At 63.4% G+C, this 17,919-nt stretch carries 19 protein-coding genes; 8 read left to right on the top strand and 11 right to left on the bottom strand.

What is annotated here, in order from left to right:
- The 4 genes from ABD928_RS08225 to ABD928_RS08210 are packed head-to-tail and all read right to left on the bottom strand — an operon-like array spanning position 1 to position 4,472.
- Positions 1-1,017, bottom strand: a complete 1,017-nt coding sequence (locus ABD928_RS08225; RefSeq protein ID WP_345167817.1) for a DNA polymerase III subunit delta — start codon at positions 1,015-1,017, stop codon at positions 1-3.
- A complete protein-coding gene (gene lptE, locus ABD928_RS08220) occupies positions 1,014-1,511 on the bottom strand; it encodes an LPS assembly lipoprotein LptE (protein WP_187715558.1) in 498 nt (165 codons plus the stop codon). Before lptE ends, ABD928_RS08225 begins: the two co-directional genes overlap by 4 nt.
- Positions 1,508-4,027, bottom strand: a complete 2,520-nt coding sequence (gene leuS / locus ABD928_RS08215; RefSeq protein ID WP_345167813.1) for a leucine--tRNA ligase — start codon at positions 4,025-4,027, stop codon at positions 1,508-1,510. The genes lptE and leuS overlap by 4 nt, the downstream gene beginning before the upstream one ends.
- A 10-nt stretch (positions 4,028-4,037) precedes the next feature.
- Positions 4,038-4,472: a DUF3576 domain-containing protein gene (locus ABD928_RS08210; protein WP_345167810.1), complete on the bottom strand. Its 435-nt coding sequence runs from the start codon at positions 4,470-4,472 to the stop codon at positions 4,038-4,040.
- A gap of 182 nt (positions 4,473-4,654) precedes the next feature.
- Here ABD928_RS08210 and ABD928_RS08205 point away from each other — a divergent pair, with 182 nt between their 5' ends.
- The gene (locus ABD928_RS08205; RefSeq protein WP_223276566.1) at positions 4,655-5,359 is read left to right on the top strand and encodes a porin; all 705 of its coding nucleotides are present in this window, start codon (positions 4,655-4,657) and stop codon (positions 5,357-5,359) included.
- Here ABD928_RS08205 and ABD928_RS08200 read toward each other — a convergent pair.
- Positions 5,356-5,871, bottom strand: coding sequence for a thiamine phosphate synthase (locus tag ABD928_RS08200; protein WP_345167806.1), 516 nt, complete (start codon positions 5,869-5,871; stop codon positions 5,356-5,358). The genes ABD928_RS08205 and ABD928_RS08200 overlap by 4 nt on opposite strands.
- A gap of 62 nt (positions 5,872-5,933) precedes the next feature.
- On the opposite strand from ABD928_RS08200, the gene ABD928_RS08195 reads away from it, so the two are divergent.
- From ABD928_RS08195 to ABD928_RS08180, 4 genes are read left to right on the top strand one after another with little or no spacing between them, the layout of a single operon-like run.
- The gene (locus ABD928_RS08195; protein ID WP_187715561.1) at positions 5,934-6,587 is read left to right on the top strand and encodes a YggS family pyridoxal phosphate-dependent enzyme; all 654 of its coding nucleotides are present in this window, start codon (positions 5,934-5,936) and stop codon (positions 6,585-6,587) included.
- 20 nt (positions 6,588-6,607) lie between these two features.
- Entirely contained in the window at positions 6,608-7,108 is a 501-nt protein-coding gene (locus tag ABD928_RS08190; protein ID WP_187715562.1) for a hypothetical protein, read from the top strand.
- A gap of 14 nt (positions 7,109-7,122) precedes the next feature.
- A complete protein-coding gene (rlmN, locus tag ABD928_RS08185) occupies positions 7,123-8,298 on the top strand; it encodes a dual-specificity RNA methyltransferase RlmN (protein ID WP_223276568.1) in 1,176 nt (391 codons plus the stop codon).
- A gap of 50 nt (positions 8,299-8,348) precedes the next feature.
- Positions 8,349-9,629, top strand: coding sequence for an SAM-dependent methyltransferase (locus ABD928_RS08180; RefSeq protein ID WP_187715563.1), 1,281 nt, complete (start codon positions 8,349-8,351; stop codon positions 9,627-9,629).
- Between the two features lie 45 nt (positions 9,630-9,674).
- Here ABD928_RS08180 and ABD928_RS08175 read toward each other — a convergent pair whose 3' ends face one another.
- Positions 9,675-10,271 carry an EF-hand domain-containing protein gene (locus ABD928_RS08175; RefSeq protein ID WP_187715564.1) on the bottom strand — a complete coding sequence of 199 codons (597 nt, stop codon included), beginning with the start codon at positions 10,269-10,271 and terminating at the stop codon, positions 9,675-9,677.
- A 165-nt stretch (positions 10,272-10,436) separates the two neighbouring features.
- On the opposite strand from ABD928_RS08175, the gene ABD928_RS08170 reads away from it, so the two are divergent.
- Both ABD928_RS08170 and ABD928_RS08165 read left to right on the top strand, forming a co-directional pair.
- Positions 10,437-12,014 (top strand): hypothetical protein, encoded by a 1,578-nt coding sequence (locus ABD928_RS08170; protein ID WP_345167798.1) that lies wholly within the window; start codon positions 10,437-10,439, stop codon positions 12,012-12,014.
- Complete coding sequence (locus tag ABD928_RS08165; protein WP_345167795.1) at positions 12,011-13,060, top strand: glycosyltransferase family 2 protein; 1,050 nt, start codon at positions 12,011-12,013, stop codon at positions 13,058-13,060. Before ABD928_RS08170 ends, ABD928_RS08165 begins: the two co-directional genes overlap by 4 nt.
- Here ABD928_RS08165 and ABD928_RS08160 read toward each other — a convergent pair.
- Together ABD928_RS08160 and ABD928_RS08155 are read right to left on the bottom strand one after the other, a co-directional pair.
- On the bottom strand, positions 12,961-13,704 hold the full coding sequence (locus ABD928_RS08160) for a class I SAM-dependent methyltransferase (protein WP_317617603.1): 744 nt from the start codon (positions 13,702-13,704) through the stop codon (positions 12,961-12,963). The genes ABD928_RS08165 and ABD928_RS08160 overlap by 100 nt on opposite strands.
- Positions 13,689-14,096, bottom strand: a complete 408-nt coding sequence (locus ABD928_RS08155; protein ID WP_187715567.1) for a GtrA family protein — start codon at positions 14,094-14,096, stop codon at positions 13,689-13,691. Before ABD928_RS08155 ends, ABD928_RS08160 begins: the two co-directional genes overlap by 16 nt.
- Before the next feature lie 68 nt (positions 14,097-14,164).
- On the opposite strand from ABD928_RS08155, the gene ABD928_RS08150 reads away from it, so the two are divergent.
- Positions 14,165-15,937, top strand: a complete 1,773-nt coding sequence (locus tag ABD928_RS08150) for an AcrB/AcrD/AcrF family protein (protein ID WP_345167789.1) — start codon at positions 14,165-14,167, stop codon at positions 15,935-15,937.
- A 1-nt stretch (position 15,938) separates the two neighbouring features.
- Here the strand turns inward: ABD928_RS08150 and ABD928_RS08145 are convergent, their stop codons facing one another.
- From ABD928_RS08145 to ABD928_RS08135, 3 genes are all read right to left on the bottom strand, one after another.
- A complete protein-coding gene (locus ABD928_RS08145; protein ID WP_187715573.1) occupies positions 15,939-16,463 on the bottom strand; it encodes a peroxiredoxin in 525 nt (174 codons plus the stop codon).
- A 116-nt stretch (positions 16,464-16,579) separates the two neighbouring features.
- Positions 16,580-16,765, bottom strand: coding sequence for a PspC domain-containing protein (locus tag ABD928_RS08140; protein WP_187715574.1), 186 nt, complete (start codon positions 16,763-16,765; stop codon positions 16,580-16,582).
- A 295-nt stretch (positions 16,766-17,060) separates the two neighbouring features.
- Positions 17,061-17,915 (bottom strand): SDR family oxidoreductase, encoded by an 855-nt coding sequence (locus ABD928_RS08135; RefSeq protein WP_345167785.1) that lies wholly within the window; start codon positions 17,913-17,915, stop codon positions 17,061-17,063.
- Positions 17,916-17,919: the final 4 nt, after the last annotated feature.

Here is a 17,919-nt window from a genome sequence, read left to right as displayed (position 1 = left end):
TCAGCGTCGCCGCGCCTGCCGGGCGATGGCGACAAGTTCTTCGCCCAGCGCTTCGGCCGGCGACGGAGCATCGCCACGCATCAGCCTTCGCTCCAAGTCCCCAGCGCGCTCCGCGACCCGGGCCAGGCCAGAGGAGTCCCACATGCCGAGCATGCGTTCGACAAGTGGCTTATCCTTCCAGAACAGAGCCTTGCCCATTGACGTCATGACAGCAGCGACGCTTTCCCCAGCGTCGACTCGCGCGCGGATCGGCGCAAGCATCAACAGCCGCCGCTGAAGCGAACGGATCACGGGAATGGCGTCCCGCCCGCCTTCATCCATGTCCGCCAGTGTCTCGCCTAGGCTCCGGACGTCTCCCGACAACGCCAGGTCGGCGATGTCCAGGAAATCGCCGCCGATCGCCGCCCCTACGGCGTCCAGCGCCTCAGACTCCAGCTCCTTCGGCGCGTTCGGGGAAGCATCGAGATACAAAGCGAGCTTCGCCAGCTCCTGTGCGATCATCCGACGGTCGTTGCTGCAGCCCTCGGCGATTCGCGCGGCAATGATTGGCTGCATGCGAAGACCTTCGGTACGCCCGAGTTCGGTCACCAGGCGCTCCGCATCCCGCGCGTCCAGTTCGTAGGAGACGTGCGAAAGGGCGCGCGGATGGGAATCGGCGAGCTTCAGCAAGCCGGACGTCTTGGTCAGCCGGCCCGCGATCGCCACAACCGGGCTCTCCAGCGCGGGCGCGTTCAAAAGGGCCTCTACCGCGGCCAGGCTTTCCTCGCCGGCCGGTTGTAGCCAGATCACCTTCGAGCCGCCGAACATGTCGATCGCGCCCGCTTCGTCGGTCAACAAGGCCGGATCCGACCTCAAGCTGGCGGGCGCAATGGCCTGCTTGCTGGCCTTCAGCGCGACGACCAGACGCTCTCCAAGCGCAGAGGATTGCGATTCATCCGTCCCATGGAAGAGGTAGAAGCGGATGGAGGGGTTCGGTTGGTCGACCGATCGGCCGATGCTGCCCTTCGCGGCTTTCACTTGGCGGTTGGGTTGCTCGCGGCGAATTGCGCCAGGCGGGCTACGATCTGATCGGAAACCACGTCCGCGAGCCGCTCGGCGGCGGTCTGCTCAGCCGCAACCGTCGCATACTCGGAGCTGACGACGTCGATGCCGGCATCCGAACCCGCAGTCGCATCGAGCACAACGGCGCCAGTCGAGACGTCGACTAGCTGAAAACGCGCCCTCAACGTCCGCCGCTCCCGGGTCACCGCGCGATCGCCACGAATGCCGAAGCCGGTAATATCGTCGTCCAGCTTCACGTCGAGCCGGTATCTCGTCTGGTTCGACCCTGACGCCGCGAGACGATCCTTGAGCTTGGTGTACATGAGCCAGCCGACCTGGCCTTCCATCGTGCTGACCGAAATCGTCGACAGCGTCGAAGCAACCGGCCCGTTCGCACCCCCGGCGTAGACGGGCTGCAGCTGACATCCGCTAAGGCCAAGCGCGGCAGCAGCGAGAAGCGCATGCTTCATGCGACGATGTTCACCAGTCGATCGGGCACAACGATCACTTTCCGCGGCGCATTTCCTTCGAGCAGACGCTGCACCTTCTCGGAGGCGAGCGCCAGCGCTTCTGCGGCCTCCCGGTCCAGGCCACGCGGAGCATCCAGCGTGTCGCGGAGCTTGCCGTTGACCTGGATCGCCAATGTGACTTGATCCTCGACCAGCAGCCCCGGATCGAACTCGGGCCACGGCGCATCGACCACCATGCCGGCTTCACCCAACGCGGCCCACGCCTCTTCGGCCAGATGTGGAGTTGCAGGAGCAACAAGCCGAATGAGAGAGCGAATGGTGGAGGACCGGGTCGCCGACGGCTTGGCCTTCTCGATCGCGCTGACCAGCTCATAAAGCTGTGCCACCGCCTTGTTGAACTGCAGGCCGTCGAGTGCTTCCGTAACCGCCGCGATGGTCTTGTGCAGCTTCCGCTCGAGCGCTTCATCCGCGCCCTCGCCGGCCGTGTCAGTCGTCGCCAGGCGCCAGACGCGCTGGACGAAACGCGCGGCGCCTTCGATGCCGCCCTCAGACCATTCGAGGTCGCGCTCGGGGGGACTGTCGGAGAGCATGAACCAGCGCACCGCATCAGCGCCGTAGCGGGCGATGATCGGCTCCGGATCGATGGTGTTGCGCTTCGACTTGGACATCTTCTCGACGCGGCCGAGGGTGACCGGAACACCACTCTCGATGTGGATCCAGTCGTCTCCGGTCTTCCGGACCTCGTCCGGGCTCAGCCAGCTGCCGTCGCCAGCACGATAGGTCTCGTGCGTGACCATGCCCTGCGTGAACAAGCCCTTGAACGGCTCGGCCATGCCGAGGCGACCGATGTGGTTGAGCGCCCGTGTCCAGAAGCGGGCATAGAGCAAATGCAGGATCGCGTGTTCGACGCCGCCAATATATTGATCGACCGGAAGCCACTGCTCGACTTCTTCGCGATCGAACGGCTTGTCTGCCGGCTCACTGGCGAAGCGCATAAAATACCAGCTGGAATCCACGAACGTATCCAGCGTGTCGGTTTCGCGACGCGCCTGGCCCTTGCACGACGGGCAGGGGATGTTTCTCCAGCTTTCATGCCGGTCCAGTGGATTGCCGGGCTGATCGAAGCTGACATCCTCCGGCAGCACGACGGGGAGCTGGTCGCGGGGGACCGGGACCGCCCCGCACGCATCGCAATGGATGATCGGGATGGGGGTGCCCCAGTAACGCTGGCGCGACACACCCCAGTCGCGGAGGCGATAGGCGGTCGTCCCAACGCCCCAGCCTCCCGCCTCGGCGCGGCGGATGACCTCGGCCTCGGCCTGCTCCGTGCTCAGGCCGTCGAGGAACTGGGAGTTCACCGCAACGCCGTCCATCGCCTCGGCCTCGCCGACGATTGGCTGGCCGGCCTCTTCAAGGCTCGAGGCGACGACGCGCTTGATCGGCAGCGCGTATTTGCTCGCAAATTCGAAGTCGCGCTGGTCATGACCAGGGACGCCGAAGATGGCGCCCGTGCCATATTCCATCAGCACGAAGTTCGCGATGTAGACCGGCAGGCGCCAGTTGGGATCGAGCGGATGGATTGCCTCGATCACGGTCTGGAAGCCCTTCTTTTCGGCCGTCTCGATCTCCGCCGCGCTGGTTCCGCCCCTGCGGCATTCTGCGATGAAGTCGGCGACGGACTGATCACCTGCCGCAAGCGCTTCGGCGATGGGGTGGGTGGGCGCAATGGCGACGAAGCTGGCGCCGAAAATCGTGTCCGGTCGGGTGGTAAAGACCTCGACCGAGTCCGTGCCATTGACCGGATCGGCCAGGCGGAAGCGGAACTGCAGGCCTCGGCTTTTGCCGATCCAGTTCTCCTGCATCAGCTTGACCTTGTCCGGCCAGTTGTCGAGCTCGCCGAGCCCCTCGAGTAGCTCTTCCGCGAAGTCGGTAATCTTCAGGAACCATTGCGACAGGCGCCGCCGTTCCACCGGGGCGCCGGAGCGCCATCCCTTGCCGTCGATCACCTGCTCGTTGGCGAGCACGGTCATGTCGACCGGGTCCCAATTGACCTCGCTCTCCTTGCGATAGACCAGGCTGGCCTCGAACAGGTCGAGGAACAGCGCCTGCTCATGTCCGTAATAATCGGGTTCGCAGGTGGCGAGCTCGCGGCTCCAGTCGAGCGCAAAGCCCAGGCGCTTCAGCTGTTCGCGCATGGTCGCGATGTTCTGGCGAGTCCACTCGCCGGGATGGACCTTGCGCTCCATCGCCGCATTCTCGGCCGGCATGCCGAATGCATCCCAGCCCATCGGATGAAGCACTTCGCGGCCCTGCATCCGGCGGAAGCGGGCGAGCACGTCACCCATGGTGTAGTTGCGGACGTGGCCCATGTGGATGCGCCCCGACGGATAGGGGAACATCTCCAGGACGTAGGTCTTCGGCTTGAGGCTCGCGCTGTCGGCGACGAAGCTGCGAGCCTCGTCCCACCGGGCCTGCCAGCGGACGTCCGCAACGGCCGGATCGAAACGGCCGGTCATATGCTCGGCCTTATCCCCTGACGGTCGTGCGGCGGATGTCGCGGGCACGCGTCAGGATGATGTCCTCGAGCTTCTGGACGGTCGAGGCAGAGACAGGCGCGTTTACCCAGTTGCCGCCCTGGTTGACCTGCCGCGACGCGGTCACGCGCAGAGCGTCAGCGCGAAGGTCCTGGTCGAGGATGGACGCGGTGACTTTGACCCGCTCATTCGGGGACTGGGGATTGGTGTACCAGTCGGTGATGATCACGCCGTTGCTCGAATCGGCCTGAAGGAGTGGAGCGAACGACAAAGTGTCGAGCGCCGCCCGCCAGAGGTAGGCATTCACGCCGATCGTCGTCATGCGCGACGGGGCAAGCTCGATCGGCACGTCGCGATTACGCGAACAGCCTGGCGCGGCCACGGCGATGACGAGAAGCGCAGCAGCGGCGGTCTTCAGGCGAAGCATCGGGAATCCTTCTGAGGTGAACTCGGACGAAGGGGCGTTATAGATACTGGCGTAGCAGGGGCAAGCAGCGTGAATCTCGCGATTCTGTGTTACCTGTGCAACAGAGCGGGACGGAATCAAACAACGTCATGGAACCTTCAGGTTCGCCAGACTATATCGGAGTCGAAACAGGAGGAATTTGGGTGCCGATTCTCGGTCATTCACGGAGCGCAAAGTTGCTCGCCGCGGTTTCCGCGGTGGGTCTTCTGCTGTCGCCCGCGATCGCCGCACCGGCACCGGCGAAGAAGAAGGCACCGGCCGTAGCGCTCAGCTTCGACCCGCTTTCCAACTTCACCCCTGCAGGCGCTGACCCGAAGCTGGCGGCGTCGGTCGGCAGCCGCAGCCTGTCACTCACCGATTTCAAGTTCACTCCTGCTGCTGCCAAGAGCCGCCCGTCGCAGGTTCGCGTGGCGATTCGGGCGCGTCCGAACTCGGCGGTTCGAGTCGGCGACGGTTCGGCCTCGCCGATCACTGCGCTTACGCCGGCCAGCTACAACCTCGGCGTCGCTGTTGGCTGGCGCAGCTTCGCGGTTTCTGGCGACGTCGCCAAGACCGAGTCGCGCAACCCGTCGCTCGGCAACAAGGAGAGCGCCGTCGTCGGTGTCAGCTATTCGCTCAAGCGCTTCACCGGTCGCGTCGCCGTGGGCGCGGAGCGCGACAGCCAGGTTCCTGCTCTTCGCGACCGCGAGAATTATTCACTCGACGTCGGCGGTGCCTACAACATCAGCCAGCGCATCGCCCTCACGGGCGGTGTCCGCTACAATGTCGAGCGCGACCGTAATGCCGTCGTGAGCGACAGCCGCCGCGACAGCCAGGCGGTTTACGTCGGGACCGCGTTCAAGTTCTAAGCGTCGCGACCGCCTAACCAGGCGTCGATTCCAGCCCAGCCGTAAAAACCCTCGCGCTCCAGTCGCGCCGATTTGAGCTCGTCCATGCCGCCAAGAGCGATTGCCGGAACGCCGGCGGCTTTGGCGATCCGCAGCGCTTGCGGCCGATGCAGCGCCTTGCCGCCGGGATGCGACCGAGTTGGGTAAACGGGCGAGACGAACACCAGCGTTGCGCCGTCCGCCTTGGCATCCTCTGCTTCTTCGACCGAATGCACCGACCGAGAGAAGGGCAGGTCGATCGTCGGCCCGGATGGATTGTGGACGAGATCTGCTCCCAGCGTGCGGGCCAGATCGACGTCTGCGGCAATGGCCAGCGCAAGGCTCCGCCGATGACAAATATCGGCAATCCGTCCCGCCAGCACCCTCCTCGCCTCGGGTGAGACCGAATAATGTCGGAAGACGATACCGGCATGCTTGATCGGCAGCCGGTCGATGGCGTCCCACAGGCGTTCGCCCATTCGCTCGTCGGTCATCAGCCAGGCTCGGGGCCAAGGTCTCTGGCGGGAGGTCATGCCGCTTTCTATAGCCTCGCCCGATGAACGCTGCCGAGCGCCGCCACACGATCCTCGACCAGATTGCCGCCGCCGCGAAGCTCGCCGGCCGGGACCCAGCCGACGTCCGGCTGATCGCGGTAAGCAAGACCCGCTCCGTGGAAGACATCGAGGACCTCATCGAGGCGGGCCAACGCGACTTCGGCGAGAGCCGGGTCCAGGAGGCGCTGGCGAAGTGGCCTTCGCTTCTGGCTCGTCATTCGGATGTGCGCCTGCACTGCATCGGGCGCCTGCAATCGAACAAGGCTGCGGAAGCGGTGAAATTATTCGACGTTGTCCATTCGCTTGATCGTCCCTCTCTTCTGGAGGCGCTGGCCAAGGAAGCGGAGAAAGCCGGCCGCGTCCCGTCCGTCTACGTCCAGGTGAATATCGGCGAGGAGGAGCAGAAGGGCGGCTGCGCGATCGATGAGGTCGGGTCGCTGGTTCAGGCTGTCCGCTCCTCGCCGCTGCCGCTCGCTGGTCTGATGGCGATTCCGCCGCAGGATGTGGAGCCCGGGCCCTATTTCGCACTGCTCGCGAAACTGGCGCGAGATCTTGCTGTCGACGGCCTCAGCATGGGCATGTCATCGGACTTCAAGCCCGCCGTGATGCTCGGCGGGACCGTGGTCCGCGTCGGAACGGCCTTGTTCGAGGATTGAGCGAGGCTAGTCTCCATTTCATGCGTTGGCTCGCAGCCTTGTTCCTGATCCTGGCGGCGCCCGCCTCGGCCTTCGCGCCGATCTTTGCTGGCGGCCAGTGGGCGGCACTCGATCGCGGGAATAGCTGCGAGGCCGCGACACGAGCCGTCCGCATTGCCGAAAAGGGCAAGGTCCAGGCGCGAGCCGGCTTTGCCTTTGACGTATCCGGCCCCCGTCACGGCCAATTCTTCGCCCAACTCAGCCGAATGCCGCGCCCCGGCTCCACGGTGATTCTCACCGTCGGCGACCAACCCTTCCTCCTAGCCGCCGGCAGCGGCTGGGCGTGGAGCCGCGATCCGGCGCAGGAGGCGGCAATCATCGCCGCGGCTCGCTCAGCCGGCGGGATGCGGATCGAGTCCCGCGACCAGGCGGGCGCTCGGTTCATCGATCGCTATCTGCTCGAAGGCGCCGCGACTGCCATCGATGCGGCGGCCGCCCGTTGCGCGACGGCCAAGCTGGCAAAATCAGGCCGCAATCCCTAGGTAGGCCGCCTTCCATGAGTGCCGATACCGCCATCATGCCGATCCCCGGCCCCGTTGACCCTGTGCCCGTGCCACGGGTCGCGACCCCGCGCGCCGACGGCAGAGTGGAGCTCGTCGGCCTGTCGAAAGACCGGATCCGGACCGCCCTGGAAGAGGCGGGACTCGATTTGAAGCAGGCCAAGCTCCGCGCCAAGCAGATCTGGCACTGGATCTACAATCGCGGCGTCAGCGACTTCGAGGCGATGAGCGACATCGCGAAGGCGCAGCGTCCATGGTTCGCCGAGCGATTCGCGATTACCCGGCCCGAGGTGGTGGAGGCCCAGGTCTCGACCGATGGAACGCGAAAGTGGCTGCTCAAGACCCACGACGGTCATGATTTCGAAATGGTGTTCATCCCGGATGCCGACCGCGGAACCTTGTGCGTGTCGAGCCAGGTCGGCTGCACGCTCAACTGCCGTTTCTGCCACACCGGTACGATGCAGCTCGTCCGCAACCTCGAGCCGTCGGAAATCGTCGGCCAGGTCATGCTTGCCCGCGACGCCCTTGGCGAATGGCCGAGCCAGCCCGAAGGCCGCATGCTTACCAACATCGTGATGATGGGCATGGGCGAGCCTCTCTATAATTTCGAGAACGTCCGCGACGCGCTCAAGATCGTAATGGACGGCGATGGCCTCGGCCTTTCGAAGCGCCGAATCACCCTGTCGACGAGCGGCGTCGTCCCGATGATGGAGCGCGCTGGCGAGGAAATCGGCGTGAACCTCGCTGTCTCGCTGCACGCGGTGACCAAGGAAGTCCGCGACGAGATTGTCCCGCTCAATCGCAAGTACGGCATCGACCAATTGCTGGAGGCCTGCGCGGCTTACCCGGGCGCAAACAACGCCCGGCGGATCACGTTCGAATATGTGATGCTGAAGGACAAGAACGACAGCGACGACGATGCCCGCGAGCTCGTTCGACTGATCCGCCAGTACCGGCTGCCGGCCAAGGTCAACCTGATTCCTTTCAATCCGTGGCAGGGCGCAGCTTACGAATGCTCGACGCCGGAGCGGATCAAGGCGTTCAGCAACATTGTCTTCGAAGCCGGCATCTCGGCGCCGGTGCGCACACCGCGCGGCCGCGACATCGATGCGGCGTGCGGTCAGTTGAAGACCGCTGCCGAACGTAAGCGTAAGGCTCGCGAAGCCGCCTGATTGCCCGCGCCACCGCAACGTGGCAGGTCCGTTCCGTTGCGGAGGTGCGGATGGCCTTGATCGGACGTTTCATTGAACAGATCCTGCCGGTCGGCAGCATCACCCTCGTCCAGCCGGATGGCGGACGAGAGACATACGGACCGGGCGGCGGCAAGCACGTCACTGTTCGGCTTCACGACCGTCGCGCTGCCTTCGAACTCTTCCGCAACCCGCGGCTGAAGCTTGGCGAGCACTACATGGACGGCCGGTTGACGATCGAGGATGGCACGATCCTCGACCTGCTCGAGCTCATTGTCGGCGCGAAGCCCTGGGAACAGGGCAAGCGAAAGGGGCTGGGGAAGGGCAAAGCCAAGGCGTTCAAGCGCTTCTTCCGCCGCAACGACCCGACCAAATCCCGGCGGAACGTCGCGCACCACTATGACGTCGGCAATCAGCTCTACGAGCTCTTCCTGGATCGCGACCTTCAGTACAGCTGCGCCTACTTCACCGATCCCGACAACACGCTCGAGCAGGCGCAAGAAGACAAGAAGGCTCACATCGCGGCGAAGCTCTACCTGAAGCCCGGCCAGAAGGTGCTAGACATCGGCTGCGGTTGGGGCGGGACGGCACTCTATCTCAATCGCGTCGCCGACGTTGACGTCCTCGGCATTACGCTGTCCGAGGAGCAGCTGAAGGTCGCCCGGCAGCGCGCCAGGGACGCCGGCGTTTCAGATCGCGTCCGCTTCGAGCTGATTGATTATCGCCATCTCGACGGCCACTTCGACCGGATCGTCTCGATCGGCATGTTCGAACACGTCGGCGCGGCCCACTACGACGAATTCTTCGCCAAGTGCCGCGATCTGCTGACCGACGATGGGGTCATGCTGCTGCACACGATCGGCAAGCTGGGCGGCCCCGGGACGCCAGATCCGTTCACCGACAAATGGATCTTTCCTGGCTACCATCTGCCGAGCCTGTCGCAGATGTCGACGTCGACCGAGAAGGTGAAGCTGATCGCGAGCGACTTCGAGATGCTTCGGCTGCACTACGCCTACACGTTGCGCGAATGGCTACGGCGGTTCACCAACGCACATGACAAGGTGGTAAAGCTCTACGACGAGAAGTTCTTCCGGATGTGGGAATTCTATCTCGCCGGCGGGATCGTGATGTTCGAGAGCGGCGCGGCCTGCAACTACCAGGTGCAATACATCCGCGATCGCCGTGCAGTGCCGATTACGCGCGATTACATGGCAGAGGCCGAGGCCCGCTATCGCAAGTCGCTGATGGCTCCCGCAGCGAAGAAGCGGCCAAGTCAGGCACGCAAGGCGGAAGCTGCCGAACCCGTAAAGTAAGAGGCCCGACGAAAACGCCGGGCCTCCAAGATCGATTGGAGCAGATTAACCGCGGTGCTCGGTGCGCATGCGCTGATGCAGCTGCTTGCGCTCATCCGGCGTGATCTGGCCGTCCTTGTTGGCGTCGGCCATGTCGAAATGCCTGAGGGCTGCAGCCTGGGCTTCCTGCAAAGTCACGCGGCCGTCCTTGTCGGCGTCGGCCATCTCGAACATGTGACCGCCGAAGTTGGCCATTCCGCCATGCATTCCGCGGCCTCCTCGGTCCGGACGTCCGTCGCCGTCCTTGTCGCGCGACGCCATGCGCTGCTCGCGCTGCGCAGCTCCGGCATCCCACTCGGCCCGGCTCACGGAGCCATCGCGATTGGCATCGAGCCGCTCGAAGGCATTCTCGCGGCGGTCGTCGCGGCGATTGTCCATTTTGGCGGCGAACTTGGCGCGGAAAGCCTGCGAGGCCGCATCGGCTTCGTTCTTGGTAATGGCGCCATCATGGTTCGCGTCGACTTTCGCGAAATGCTCGGCGACCTTGGCCTGGACATCGGCGCGGGTGTGCGTGCGTTGGGCCGCTGGCGCTGTGGGCGCGACCTGCGCGGCTGCCGCAACCGAGGCCAGCAACACGGCTCCACCAATCAATATCGTCTTCATCGGAGTGGTCCTCCCTCAAAAGAAAGTGTCATCCGGTTAAGAGATGTAAGCTGTATCCTTCTTGAATGGTGCGCGCCTTCGGTGGCAAGGCCGACCTTTATGACATTTGCGTGTCGAAGCATTTTCACGAGGTAGGTACGGCGGCCGGATGACGGGGGGCCAATCATGACGATGACTGCCGCGCCGCCGCGGCCGCCCGGACCGCGCCCGTGGTGGGAGACGCGGCCGTTCATCGCGCTGCTGATCCTGATCTCGATGGTGCCGCTGCTGTATCCGCCGGTGCCGCCCCTGGTCGATCTACTCGGCCACATGGGCCGATACAGGGTTCAGCTCGACCTCGGCGATTCACCGTGGCTCTCGCAATATTACGAATTTCACTGGGCCGCGATCGGCAACCTTGGCGTCGACCTGCTGGTGCAGTTGCTCGCTCCGATCTTCGGGCTCGAACTGGCGGTGAAGCTCATCATCCTCGCGATCCCGCCGATGACCGTGGCCGGATTCCTGTGGGTGGCGCGGGAAGTGCACAACCGGATCCCGCCAACGGCGATCTTTGCCTTGCCGCTCGCTTATTCGCACCCGTTCCTGTTCGGGTTCGTGAACTTCTCCCTGTCGATGGCGCTCGCGTTTCTCGCGTTCGGTCTCTGGCTGAGGCTCGGCCGCCTCGGGAAAACCCGGCTGAGAGCCGCGCTGTTCGTTCCGATTTCGGTTTTCATCTTCATCACCCACACGTTCGGGTGGGGAACGCTCGGAATGCTGTGCTTCTCGGCTGAGGCCGTTCGTCAGCACGACCGCGGCGCCAACTGGTTTCGCGCCGGCTACCGCGCGGCTCTTCATGCCTCGAGCCTGGCGCTTCCGATCGTCTTCATGCTCGTCTGGCGCAGCGACGCTCCTCCCGGACAGACGGCCGACTGGTTCAACTGGGAGGCAAAGTTCCAGTGGCTAAAGATGATCTTTCGCGATCGCTGGAAGAACTGGGACCTGATTTCAGCAGCGATTCTGGTCGCCGTGATGGTCGAGTGCATCCGCAATCCCCGGCTGGGCTTCTCGCGAAACCTCGGCTTCTCCGCGCTCGTGATGTTCCTGGTGTTCATCATGCTTCCGCGGATCATCTTCGGTTCCGCCTATGCCGACATGCGGTTGACGCCTTTCCTCTTCGCACTGGTCCTGTTGGCCATCCGCTTCCGTTCCGATACCCACAAGCGCACGGCGAACGTGCTCGCGGTCCTCGGCATGGCTTTCTATCTCGCGCGGATCGCCACGACGACGGCCAGCTTCGCGATGGCTGCGAACGACCATCGGAATAAGCTTGAGGCGCTGAACTACGTTCCGATGGGCGCGAAGGTCGCCAGCCTGGTCGGCCAAGGTTGCGTAGACTGGTGGTCGATGCCGCGAAATAGCCACCTCGGGGCGATGGTGATCGTTCGCCGGCAGGGCTTTTCGAACGACCAGTGGGACATTGCCGGCACCAACCTGATGAACATCCGATACGATGCGGGAGCGTTTTCGTCTGATCCGACGGAGATCGTCCGGCCGTCGAGGTGCCGGATCGCGAGGAAGTGGCGGATCGTGAACAACAGGCTTCGCGGGGATTGGAAGATCGATACCGCGCTCAAGAATCTTCCGCGCGACAAGTTCGACTATGTTTGGATCGTCGACGTTGCGCCTTATGATATGAAACTCGTCAGTGGGATGACGCCGGTCTGGAAAGGCTCACGCTCGATGCTCTATCGTATCGACAAATGACCGGCCTTTCAGTCGTCGTCCCTTGCTTCAACGAGGAAGCGTGCCTGCCAGAGCTTCACCGGCGGCTGTCGGCGGCCGCGCAATCCGCGGCGGGGCAGGACTATGAGCTGGTCTTCATCAACGATGGCTCGCGCGACCGCAGCTGGGACGTCATGCGGCAGATTGCTGCGGCCGACGATCACGTCGTCGCGATCAACCTGTCGCGCAATCATGGCCATCAGCTCGCGCTGACCGCAGGCCTCGACCTGTGCCGGGGCGAGAAGATCCTGATCATCGACGCAGACCTCCAGGATCCGCCCGAGCTGCTTCCGGCAATGCTCGAAACCATGCACGATCAGGATGCCGACGTGGTCTATGGTGTTCGACGCAGCCGCGCCGGCGAGACGGCGTTCAAGCGCGCCACCGCGCACGGGTTCTATCGCCTTCTGTCACGCGCGACAGAGATCGAGATTCCCGTCGACACCGGCGACTTCCGGCTGATGAGCCGCCGGGCGCTCGAGGCCTTGCTGGCGATGCCCGAGCAGTCGCGCTTCATTCGCGGAATGGTCGCCTGGATCGGCTTCCGGCAGGTCCCGCTTCCTTACGACCGCGACCAGCGTTTCGCTGGCCATACGAAATACCCGTTGGGGAAGATGGTGCGCTTCGCGTTCGACGCCCTCACGGGCTTTTCGTCAGCACCGCTGAAGCTCGCCAGCCATGCCGGCCTGGCGCTCTCGCTCGGTTCGCTGCTGATGATCGGCTATATCGCCTACGCCTGGATCTCGGGGCAGAACATCCAGGGTTGGACCTCGCTGATGCTCGTGGTGGTCGTGCTCGGCGCGGTCCAAATGTTCGTTTTGGCACTGATGGGCGAATATATCGGCCGCCTTTACAACGAGGTGAAAGGCCGGCCGCTGTACATTGTGCAGGAGATTGCCGGGGGAGAGCCGGCGGCTGGGAAGCTGGGCTACGTCGCCGAAGCGACGGCGAAGAGCGAAAGCCCGGGCGGAAGCGGCACACGACCGATCACTCGCCGCTCCAGCGCGAAAATCCGCTCCAAGGCCTGATTGATGGGTTCGGCCGGAGGCGCGAGGTTCGCGTCGTCCTTGCCGCGAAGCTTGGACGCCAGGCGCTCCGCCATCGCGACCGGAAACAACAGGCTGTTGAGATAGCCGATCGCTTCCAGCTTCAGTGGCGATTGCTCGAACAGCCGGGTCAAGGCAGCCTTGGAATAACGACGCTGATGATGGTTCACGACATCGTGCGCAGACCACATCCACTGGTGCGCCGGGACGGTCACGAGCAGCTTCCCGCCGGGCTTTAGAACCCGCGCAATTCCATCGAGGGCCGCCTTGTCATCGGGGATATGTTCGACGACGTCCAAGGCAGCGACCATGTCGTAGCGATCGCTAGGAACGCCCTTCAGTTCGGGCAGCGGCGACGACAGGACCTTGTGACCAAGCCGTTCCTCCGCCAATTCGCGCGCGATTGCATCGACCTCCAATGCATCGACGCTCCCAAACTCGCCAAGCATCGCGAGGTTGTGGCCAGTGCCGCAGCCAATCTCGAGCAGTTGCGCGTCCTTCGGAAGAGTCACCTTCCGGCAAATGAGCGCGGCAACCACTTCACGGCGGGCCCGGTACCACCAATGCCGCTCGTCGTGTTCTGCCATGGCTTCGTAGACCGAGCGATCCATCAGCGGAAAACCCATTGGCGATTGAGCGTGAAGGTCACGGCAGGTGTAATGAAGAGCATCGGCGGAATCGGCGCTGCGCGGCCAAGCTGCAGGTGCGTGAACAGCAGCCAGACCCAGAAGCTGTTGAGGGCATAACTGATCACCGACACTACTACGAAGCGCATCTTTGTACCGTGAGTCCTCTCCGAGCCGTGGCCCTTGAAGCTCCACTTGCTGTGCATGAAGTATCCGGTGCCGACCGCGATGACGTACGCGAGGAAATTGCCCAGCTGTGGGTGCCAACGCAGCACCAGCGCCACGATTGCGTACACTCCAACGCCGAGCGCAGTGACGAACGCTCCGCTGATCACGAAGCGAATGAGCTGGCCGAAGAGGCGGCGTTGATCGGGGTTTAGCGAGGATAGCATTGGAAGACGGTCTGCTTGCTCTGTAGCCGCGCCCCGCTACAGCAGGAAACCTTTAAAAAGGGCCAAGCTTGAACCGCCTACTCGAGTTCACCGACCGCTACTGGAAATGGATCGTGGTCGGCGTCTGGCTTGGCCTTTGCGGCTATTTTCTGATCCAGAGATGGACTTCGATCCAGTATTTCGCGCTGGGCGACACGGATGACAATCTGAGGATGAGCCAGGTCAGAGCCCTACTTGCGGGGCAGGACTGGTTCGACCTTCGACAGTATCGCCTGAACCCGCCTTATGGTGCGAACATTCACTGGTCACGCCTCGTCGACCTTCCTCTTGCGGGGATCATCCTCGCGCTGCGCCCGATCGTTGGTGGAATCGCTGCGGAGAAGACTGCGATCGCGATCGCGCCGTTGCTGCCGCTCCTGGTGTTGCTTTTCTCGCTCGCGCTGATCGTCCGGCGCCTCGTCGATCGCCATGCCTACCCGCTGGTTTTCGTCGCTTTGTTTTTCGCCGGCTCGGCCCTCAACATGTACGCGCCGACGCGGATCGATCACCACGGCTGGCAGCTTGCCTTGCTGGCGCTGGCCGTAGCCGGGATTGCCGATCCGAAGCGCGCGAGGGGCGGCGCGATTGCCGGCATCGCATCGGCGATGTCGCTGTGGATCGGCCTGGAAATGATCATCTACCTCGCCGTGACGGCGGGCGCGATGGCGCTCTTTTGGGTTGCCGATCTGGGGGAGAGGCGTCGGCTCTCGAGCTACGCCGTCACCTTTGGAGGAGGCACCGCGTTCGGCTTCCTGGCCTTCGCGTCCTACGCGAACCGTCTTCCGGTCTGCGACGCGCTTTCCCCGGTCTGGCTATCCGACGCGTTACTGGGTTCGGCGTTGCTGCTGGGCCTCAGCATGGTCGAAGCGAAGGACTGGAAGCTACGCTTTGTCCTGGCGCTCGGCGCGGGGATCATCGTTGCTGCTTTCCATGCCCTCGTGTGGCCGCACTGCCTGACCCGGCTCGAAGGGATATCACCGGAAGTCTACCAGCTCTGGATGAGCCACGTGCGGGAAGCGCGTCCCCTGAATCGGCACGGCTGGCAAACGGCGTCCGCGGTGGTGGCGATCCCGCTGACCGGGCTAGTCGGTTGGGGACTTCTGGCTTGGACGAAGCGGTCCGATCCCGACCTCCTGCGTCGAATCCTCGCGGTCGCTGCCCCCGGGCTTGCTGCAATCCTCCTGCTGCTATGGCAGACCCGCACGGGACCGGCTGCACAGGTGCTCGGGCTCGCCGGAGCGACGGCCTTGCTTTGGGTGGCAGTGCCGAAAGCCTGGAATGCCAAGAACTCCGTCATCCGGGTCCTCGGCACGTTCCTTCTGATTATCATCGGCCTTGGCGCCGCGATTCCGTCGGCCAGCTTCTTCTATCCGGTCAAGAAGAAGACGGCCTACGAACGCTCCATCGACAAGGCCAACCGGCAGTGTGCCTCCCTATGGGGCATGAGGCCGGTCGCCAAGCAGCCGAAAGGCATGGTTTTCACCTTCGTCGATCTCGGCCCGCGGCTGATCACCGTCACTCACCATGACACGGTGACAGGTCCTTATCATCGCAACGGAGACCAGATTGCTGACGTCATGAAGGCATTCCGCGGAGGTGAGCCGCAAGCGCACGCCATCGTCTCGAAATATCGTTCGGACTATGTGTTGATCTGCCCGAATATGTCGACGGCGACCATCTTCCGGGCCGAGGCGAAGAACGGCTTTTACAATCAGCTGGTGGCCGGCAAGGTCCCGTCCTGGCTTACGCCGGTAGCGCTGCCCAAGGATTCGCCGTTCCTGATGTGGCGGGTGAAGCCCTAGCCTAGCGCTTGAGGGCCTTCACCGCAGCGAGCGTCTTCGTCACATGCTCGCTCCAGTTTAGGTCGGAGTGGACGAAGACGATTTTCCCGTCGCGACCGATTACATAGGACGTCCGGTCGGTCAGTTCGGGCTTCTGTTTCAGCGAGACGTCATAGGCCTTGATCACTGCCGGAGTGGCCGTCGCGACCGGGAATGCGCTCCGGCAGCCCTCGACCGAGAATTTCTTGAGGGTTGGCAGGTCATCCGCCGACATGCCGATCACCTGCGCGCCCGCTTTCTTGAAATCCTTCTCCGCTTCGCTGAAGGCATGCGCCTCCAGCGTGCAGCCCTGCGTGAAGGCCTTCGGATAGAAATAGAGAACGACCGGTCCCTTCTTGAGCTGGGCCGCGAGGTTGAGCTTGAACGGTTTGCCGCCAAGCGCGCCGGTGGTGGTGAAGTCGGGAGCCTTCGCGCCCGTGGGAAGCGCCGCTGACGCGGGCCCGGCGGCGATCGCGATGAGGACCAATCCGGTAAGGCAGTTGCGCATGCGACTCTCCTTCGATGTCTTCATGCTCTAGCCAATGGGATGGCCCACCGACAACAGCTGAGCTGGAAAGGGTCGGCGCCGTTCACAACAATAGGTTAGGAAAGGTTGGCCCCGGATCAACGATCGGAGGCCAACCAGCCCGTCAGGACATAAAACAGGATCACGACCGGTCCGGTCAGCAGCAGCGCGGCGACCATGCCGAGACGGATCAGCAATGCATCGACACCCGTCCAGTCGGCGAGGCCGGCGGCGACGCCCATGACCTTCCCCTGAGACCGGTTGAGGACAAAACGATTGTTCACTTCGAATTCCTATTCGTCTGAAGTTGTTAGGCAATCGGCAGCATGCTGGTGGCCGAGCTGACGAACAGCATGGCAGTGATGAATGCGGCTGCGAAAGCGGTGGCAGTCGAGCGTGCGTCGTTCAGAGTAAGCATTGTTCAATCTCCCTTTTTTGACCCTCGACGGGTCATGCAGCATTCAATGCAGGGAGCGTGCCAAATGGAAATTATCGTTATTTCACAGTGCAGCGGGCAACTTTCGCCTGACGCATTGCTGAATTTCCGGCTGAGAGTTGGGGAAATATCCCAACCCCGAGTCAGGTAGAGGAGGTGTTTCCGCCGTCGGGATGGAGAACCTGCCCGGTCATGTAGCTGGAATCGTCGCAGGCTAGGAACAGGAATGAGGGAGCGACCTCATTGGGCTGGCCGGGCCGCTTCATCGGCGTGCTCTTGCCGAACTCAGGGATCTTCTCCGGCGGTTGTCCGCCCGAAGGATTGAGCGGGGTCCAGATCGGTCCCGGCGCTACACCGTTCACGCGGATGCCTTGCTCGACCAGGTTCTTGGCCAGCGAGCGGGTAAAGGCGGTGATGGCGCCCTTGGTCGCGCTGTAGTCGAGCAGGCCGGGCGAACCCTTGTACATCGTCTCCGACGTGCAATTTACGATCGCCGAGCCTTCCGTCAGGTGCGGCATCGCCGCCTGCGTCAGGTAGAACATGCTGAAGATGTTGGTCTGAAACGTGCGCTTCAGCTGATCCTCGGTGATGTCGCGAATGTCTTCGTCATAGTGCTGCTCGCCGGCGTTGTTGACGAGGATGTCGAGGCCACCGAGCTCATCGACGGTTCGCTGGATGACCTGGTCGCAAAAGCTCCTGTCGCCGAGGTCGCCGGCGATGACGATCGCCTTCCGGCCTTCCCCTTCCACAATCGCCTTCGTCTCCTTGGCGTCGTCATGCTCGCAGAGGTAGGCAATCGCGACGTCCGCGCCTTCGCGCGCGAACAAGGCTGCAACCGCGCGGCCAATCCCGCTGTCTGCACCCGTTACCAGCGCAACCTTGCCCTTCAGGCGATCCGATCCGGCATAGCGTGGCTCCCAATCCGGCTTCGGCTCGAGCTTGCTTTCATGACCGGGCAGCCGGTCCTCGTGGACCATGGGTTCGATGACATCGGACATTTTG

Origin of the sequence: Sphingomonas daechungensis, from assembly GCF_039543105.1 — a bacterium.
Classification (GTDB): domain Bacteria; phylum Pseudomonadota; class Alphaproteobacteria; order Sphingomonadales; family Sphingomonadaceae; genus Sphingomicrobium; species Sphingomicrobium daechungense.
The sequence above is the reverse complement of the archived record's forward strand: the minus strand, read 5'-3'. Positions and strand labels throughout refer to the sequence as shown.

Excerpts from the sequence above, each read along its gene's own strand:
- lptE (WP_187715558.1), bottom strand. The coding sequence starts at position 1,511 with ATGAAGCATGCGCTTCTCGCTGCTGCCGCGCTTGGCCTTAGCGGATGT.
- leuS (WP_345167813.1), bottom strand. The coding sequence starts at position 4,027 with ATGACCGGCCGTTTCGATCCGGCCGTTGCGGACGTCCGCTGGCAGGCC.
- ABD928_RS08210 (WP_345167810.1), bottom strand. The coding sequence starts at position 4,472 with ATGCTTCGCCTGAAGACCGCCGCTGCTGCGCTTCTCGTCATCGCCGTG.
- ABD928_RS08200 (WP_345167806.1), bottom strand. The coding sequence starts at position 5,871 with ATGACCGACGAGCGAATGGGCGAACGCCTGTGGGACGCCATCGACCGG.
- ABD928_RS08195 (WP_187715561.1), top strand. The coding sequence starts at position 5,934 with ATGAACGCTGCCGAGCGCCGCCACACGATCCTCGACCAGATTGCCGCC.
- ABD928_RS08190 (WP_187715562.1), top strand. The coding sequence starts at position 6,608 with ATGCGTTGGCTCGCAGCCTTGTTCCTGATCCTGGCGGCGCCCGCCTCG.
- rlmN (WP_223276568.1), top strand. The coding sequence starts at position 7,123 with ATGAGTGCCGATACCGCCATCATGCCGATCCCCGGCCCCGTTGACCCT.
- ABD928_RS08180 (WP_187715563.1), top strand. The coding sequence starts at position 8,349 with ATGGCCTTGATCGGACGTTTCATTGAACAGATCCTGCCGGTCGGCAGC.
- ABD928_RS08175 (WP_187715564.1), bottom strand. The coding sequence starts at position 10,271 with ATGAAGACGATATTGATTGGTGGAGCCGTGTTGCTGGCCTCGGTTGCG.
- ABD928_RS08170 (WP_345167798.1), top strand. The coding sequence starts at position 10,437 with ATGACGATGACTGCCGCGCCGCCGCGGCCGCCCGGACCGCGCCCGTGG.
- ABD928_RS08165 (WP_345167795.1), top strand. The coding sequence starts at position 12,011 with ATGACCGGCCTTTCAGTCGTCGTCCCTTGCTTCAACGAGGAAGCGTGC.
- ABD928_RS08160 (WP_317617603.1), bottom strand. The coding sequence starts at position 13,704 with ATGGGTTTTCCGCTGATGGATCGCTCGGTCTACGAAGCCATGGCAGAA.
- ABD928_RS08155 (WP_187715567.1), bottom strand. The coding sequence starts at position 14,096 with ATGCTATCCTCGCTAAACCCCGATCAACGCCGCCTCTTCGGCCAGCTC.
- ABD928_RS08145 (WP_187715573.1), bottom strand. The coding sequence starts at position 16,463 with ATGCGCAACTGCCTTACCGGATTGGTCCTCATCGCGATCGCCGCCGGG.
- ABD928_RS08135 (WP_345167785.1), bottom strand. The coding sequence starts at position 17,915 with ATGTCCGATGTCATCGAACCCATGGTCCACGAGGACCGGCTGCCCGGT.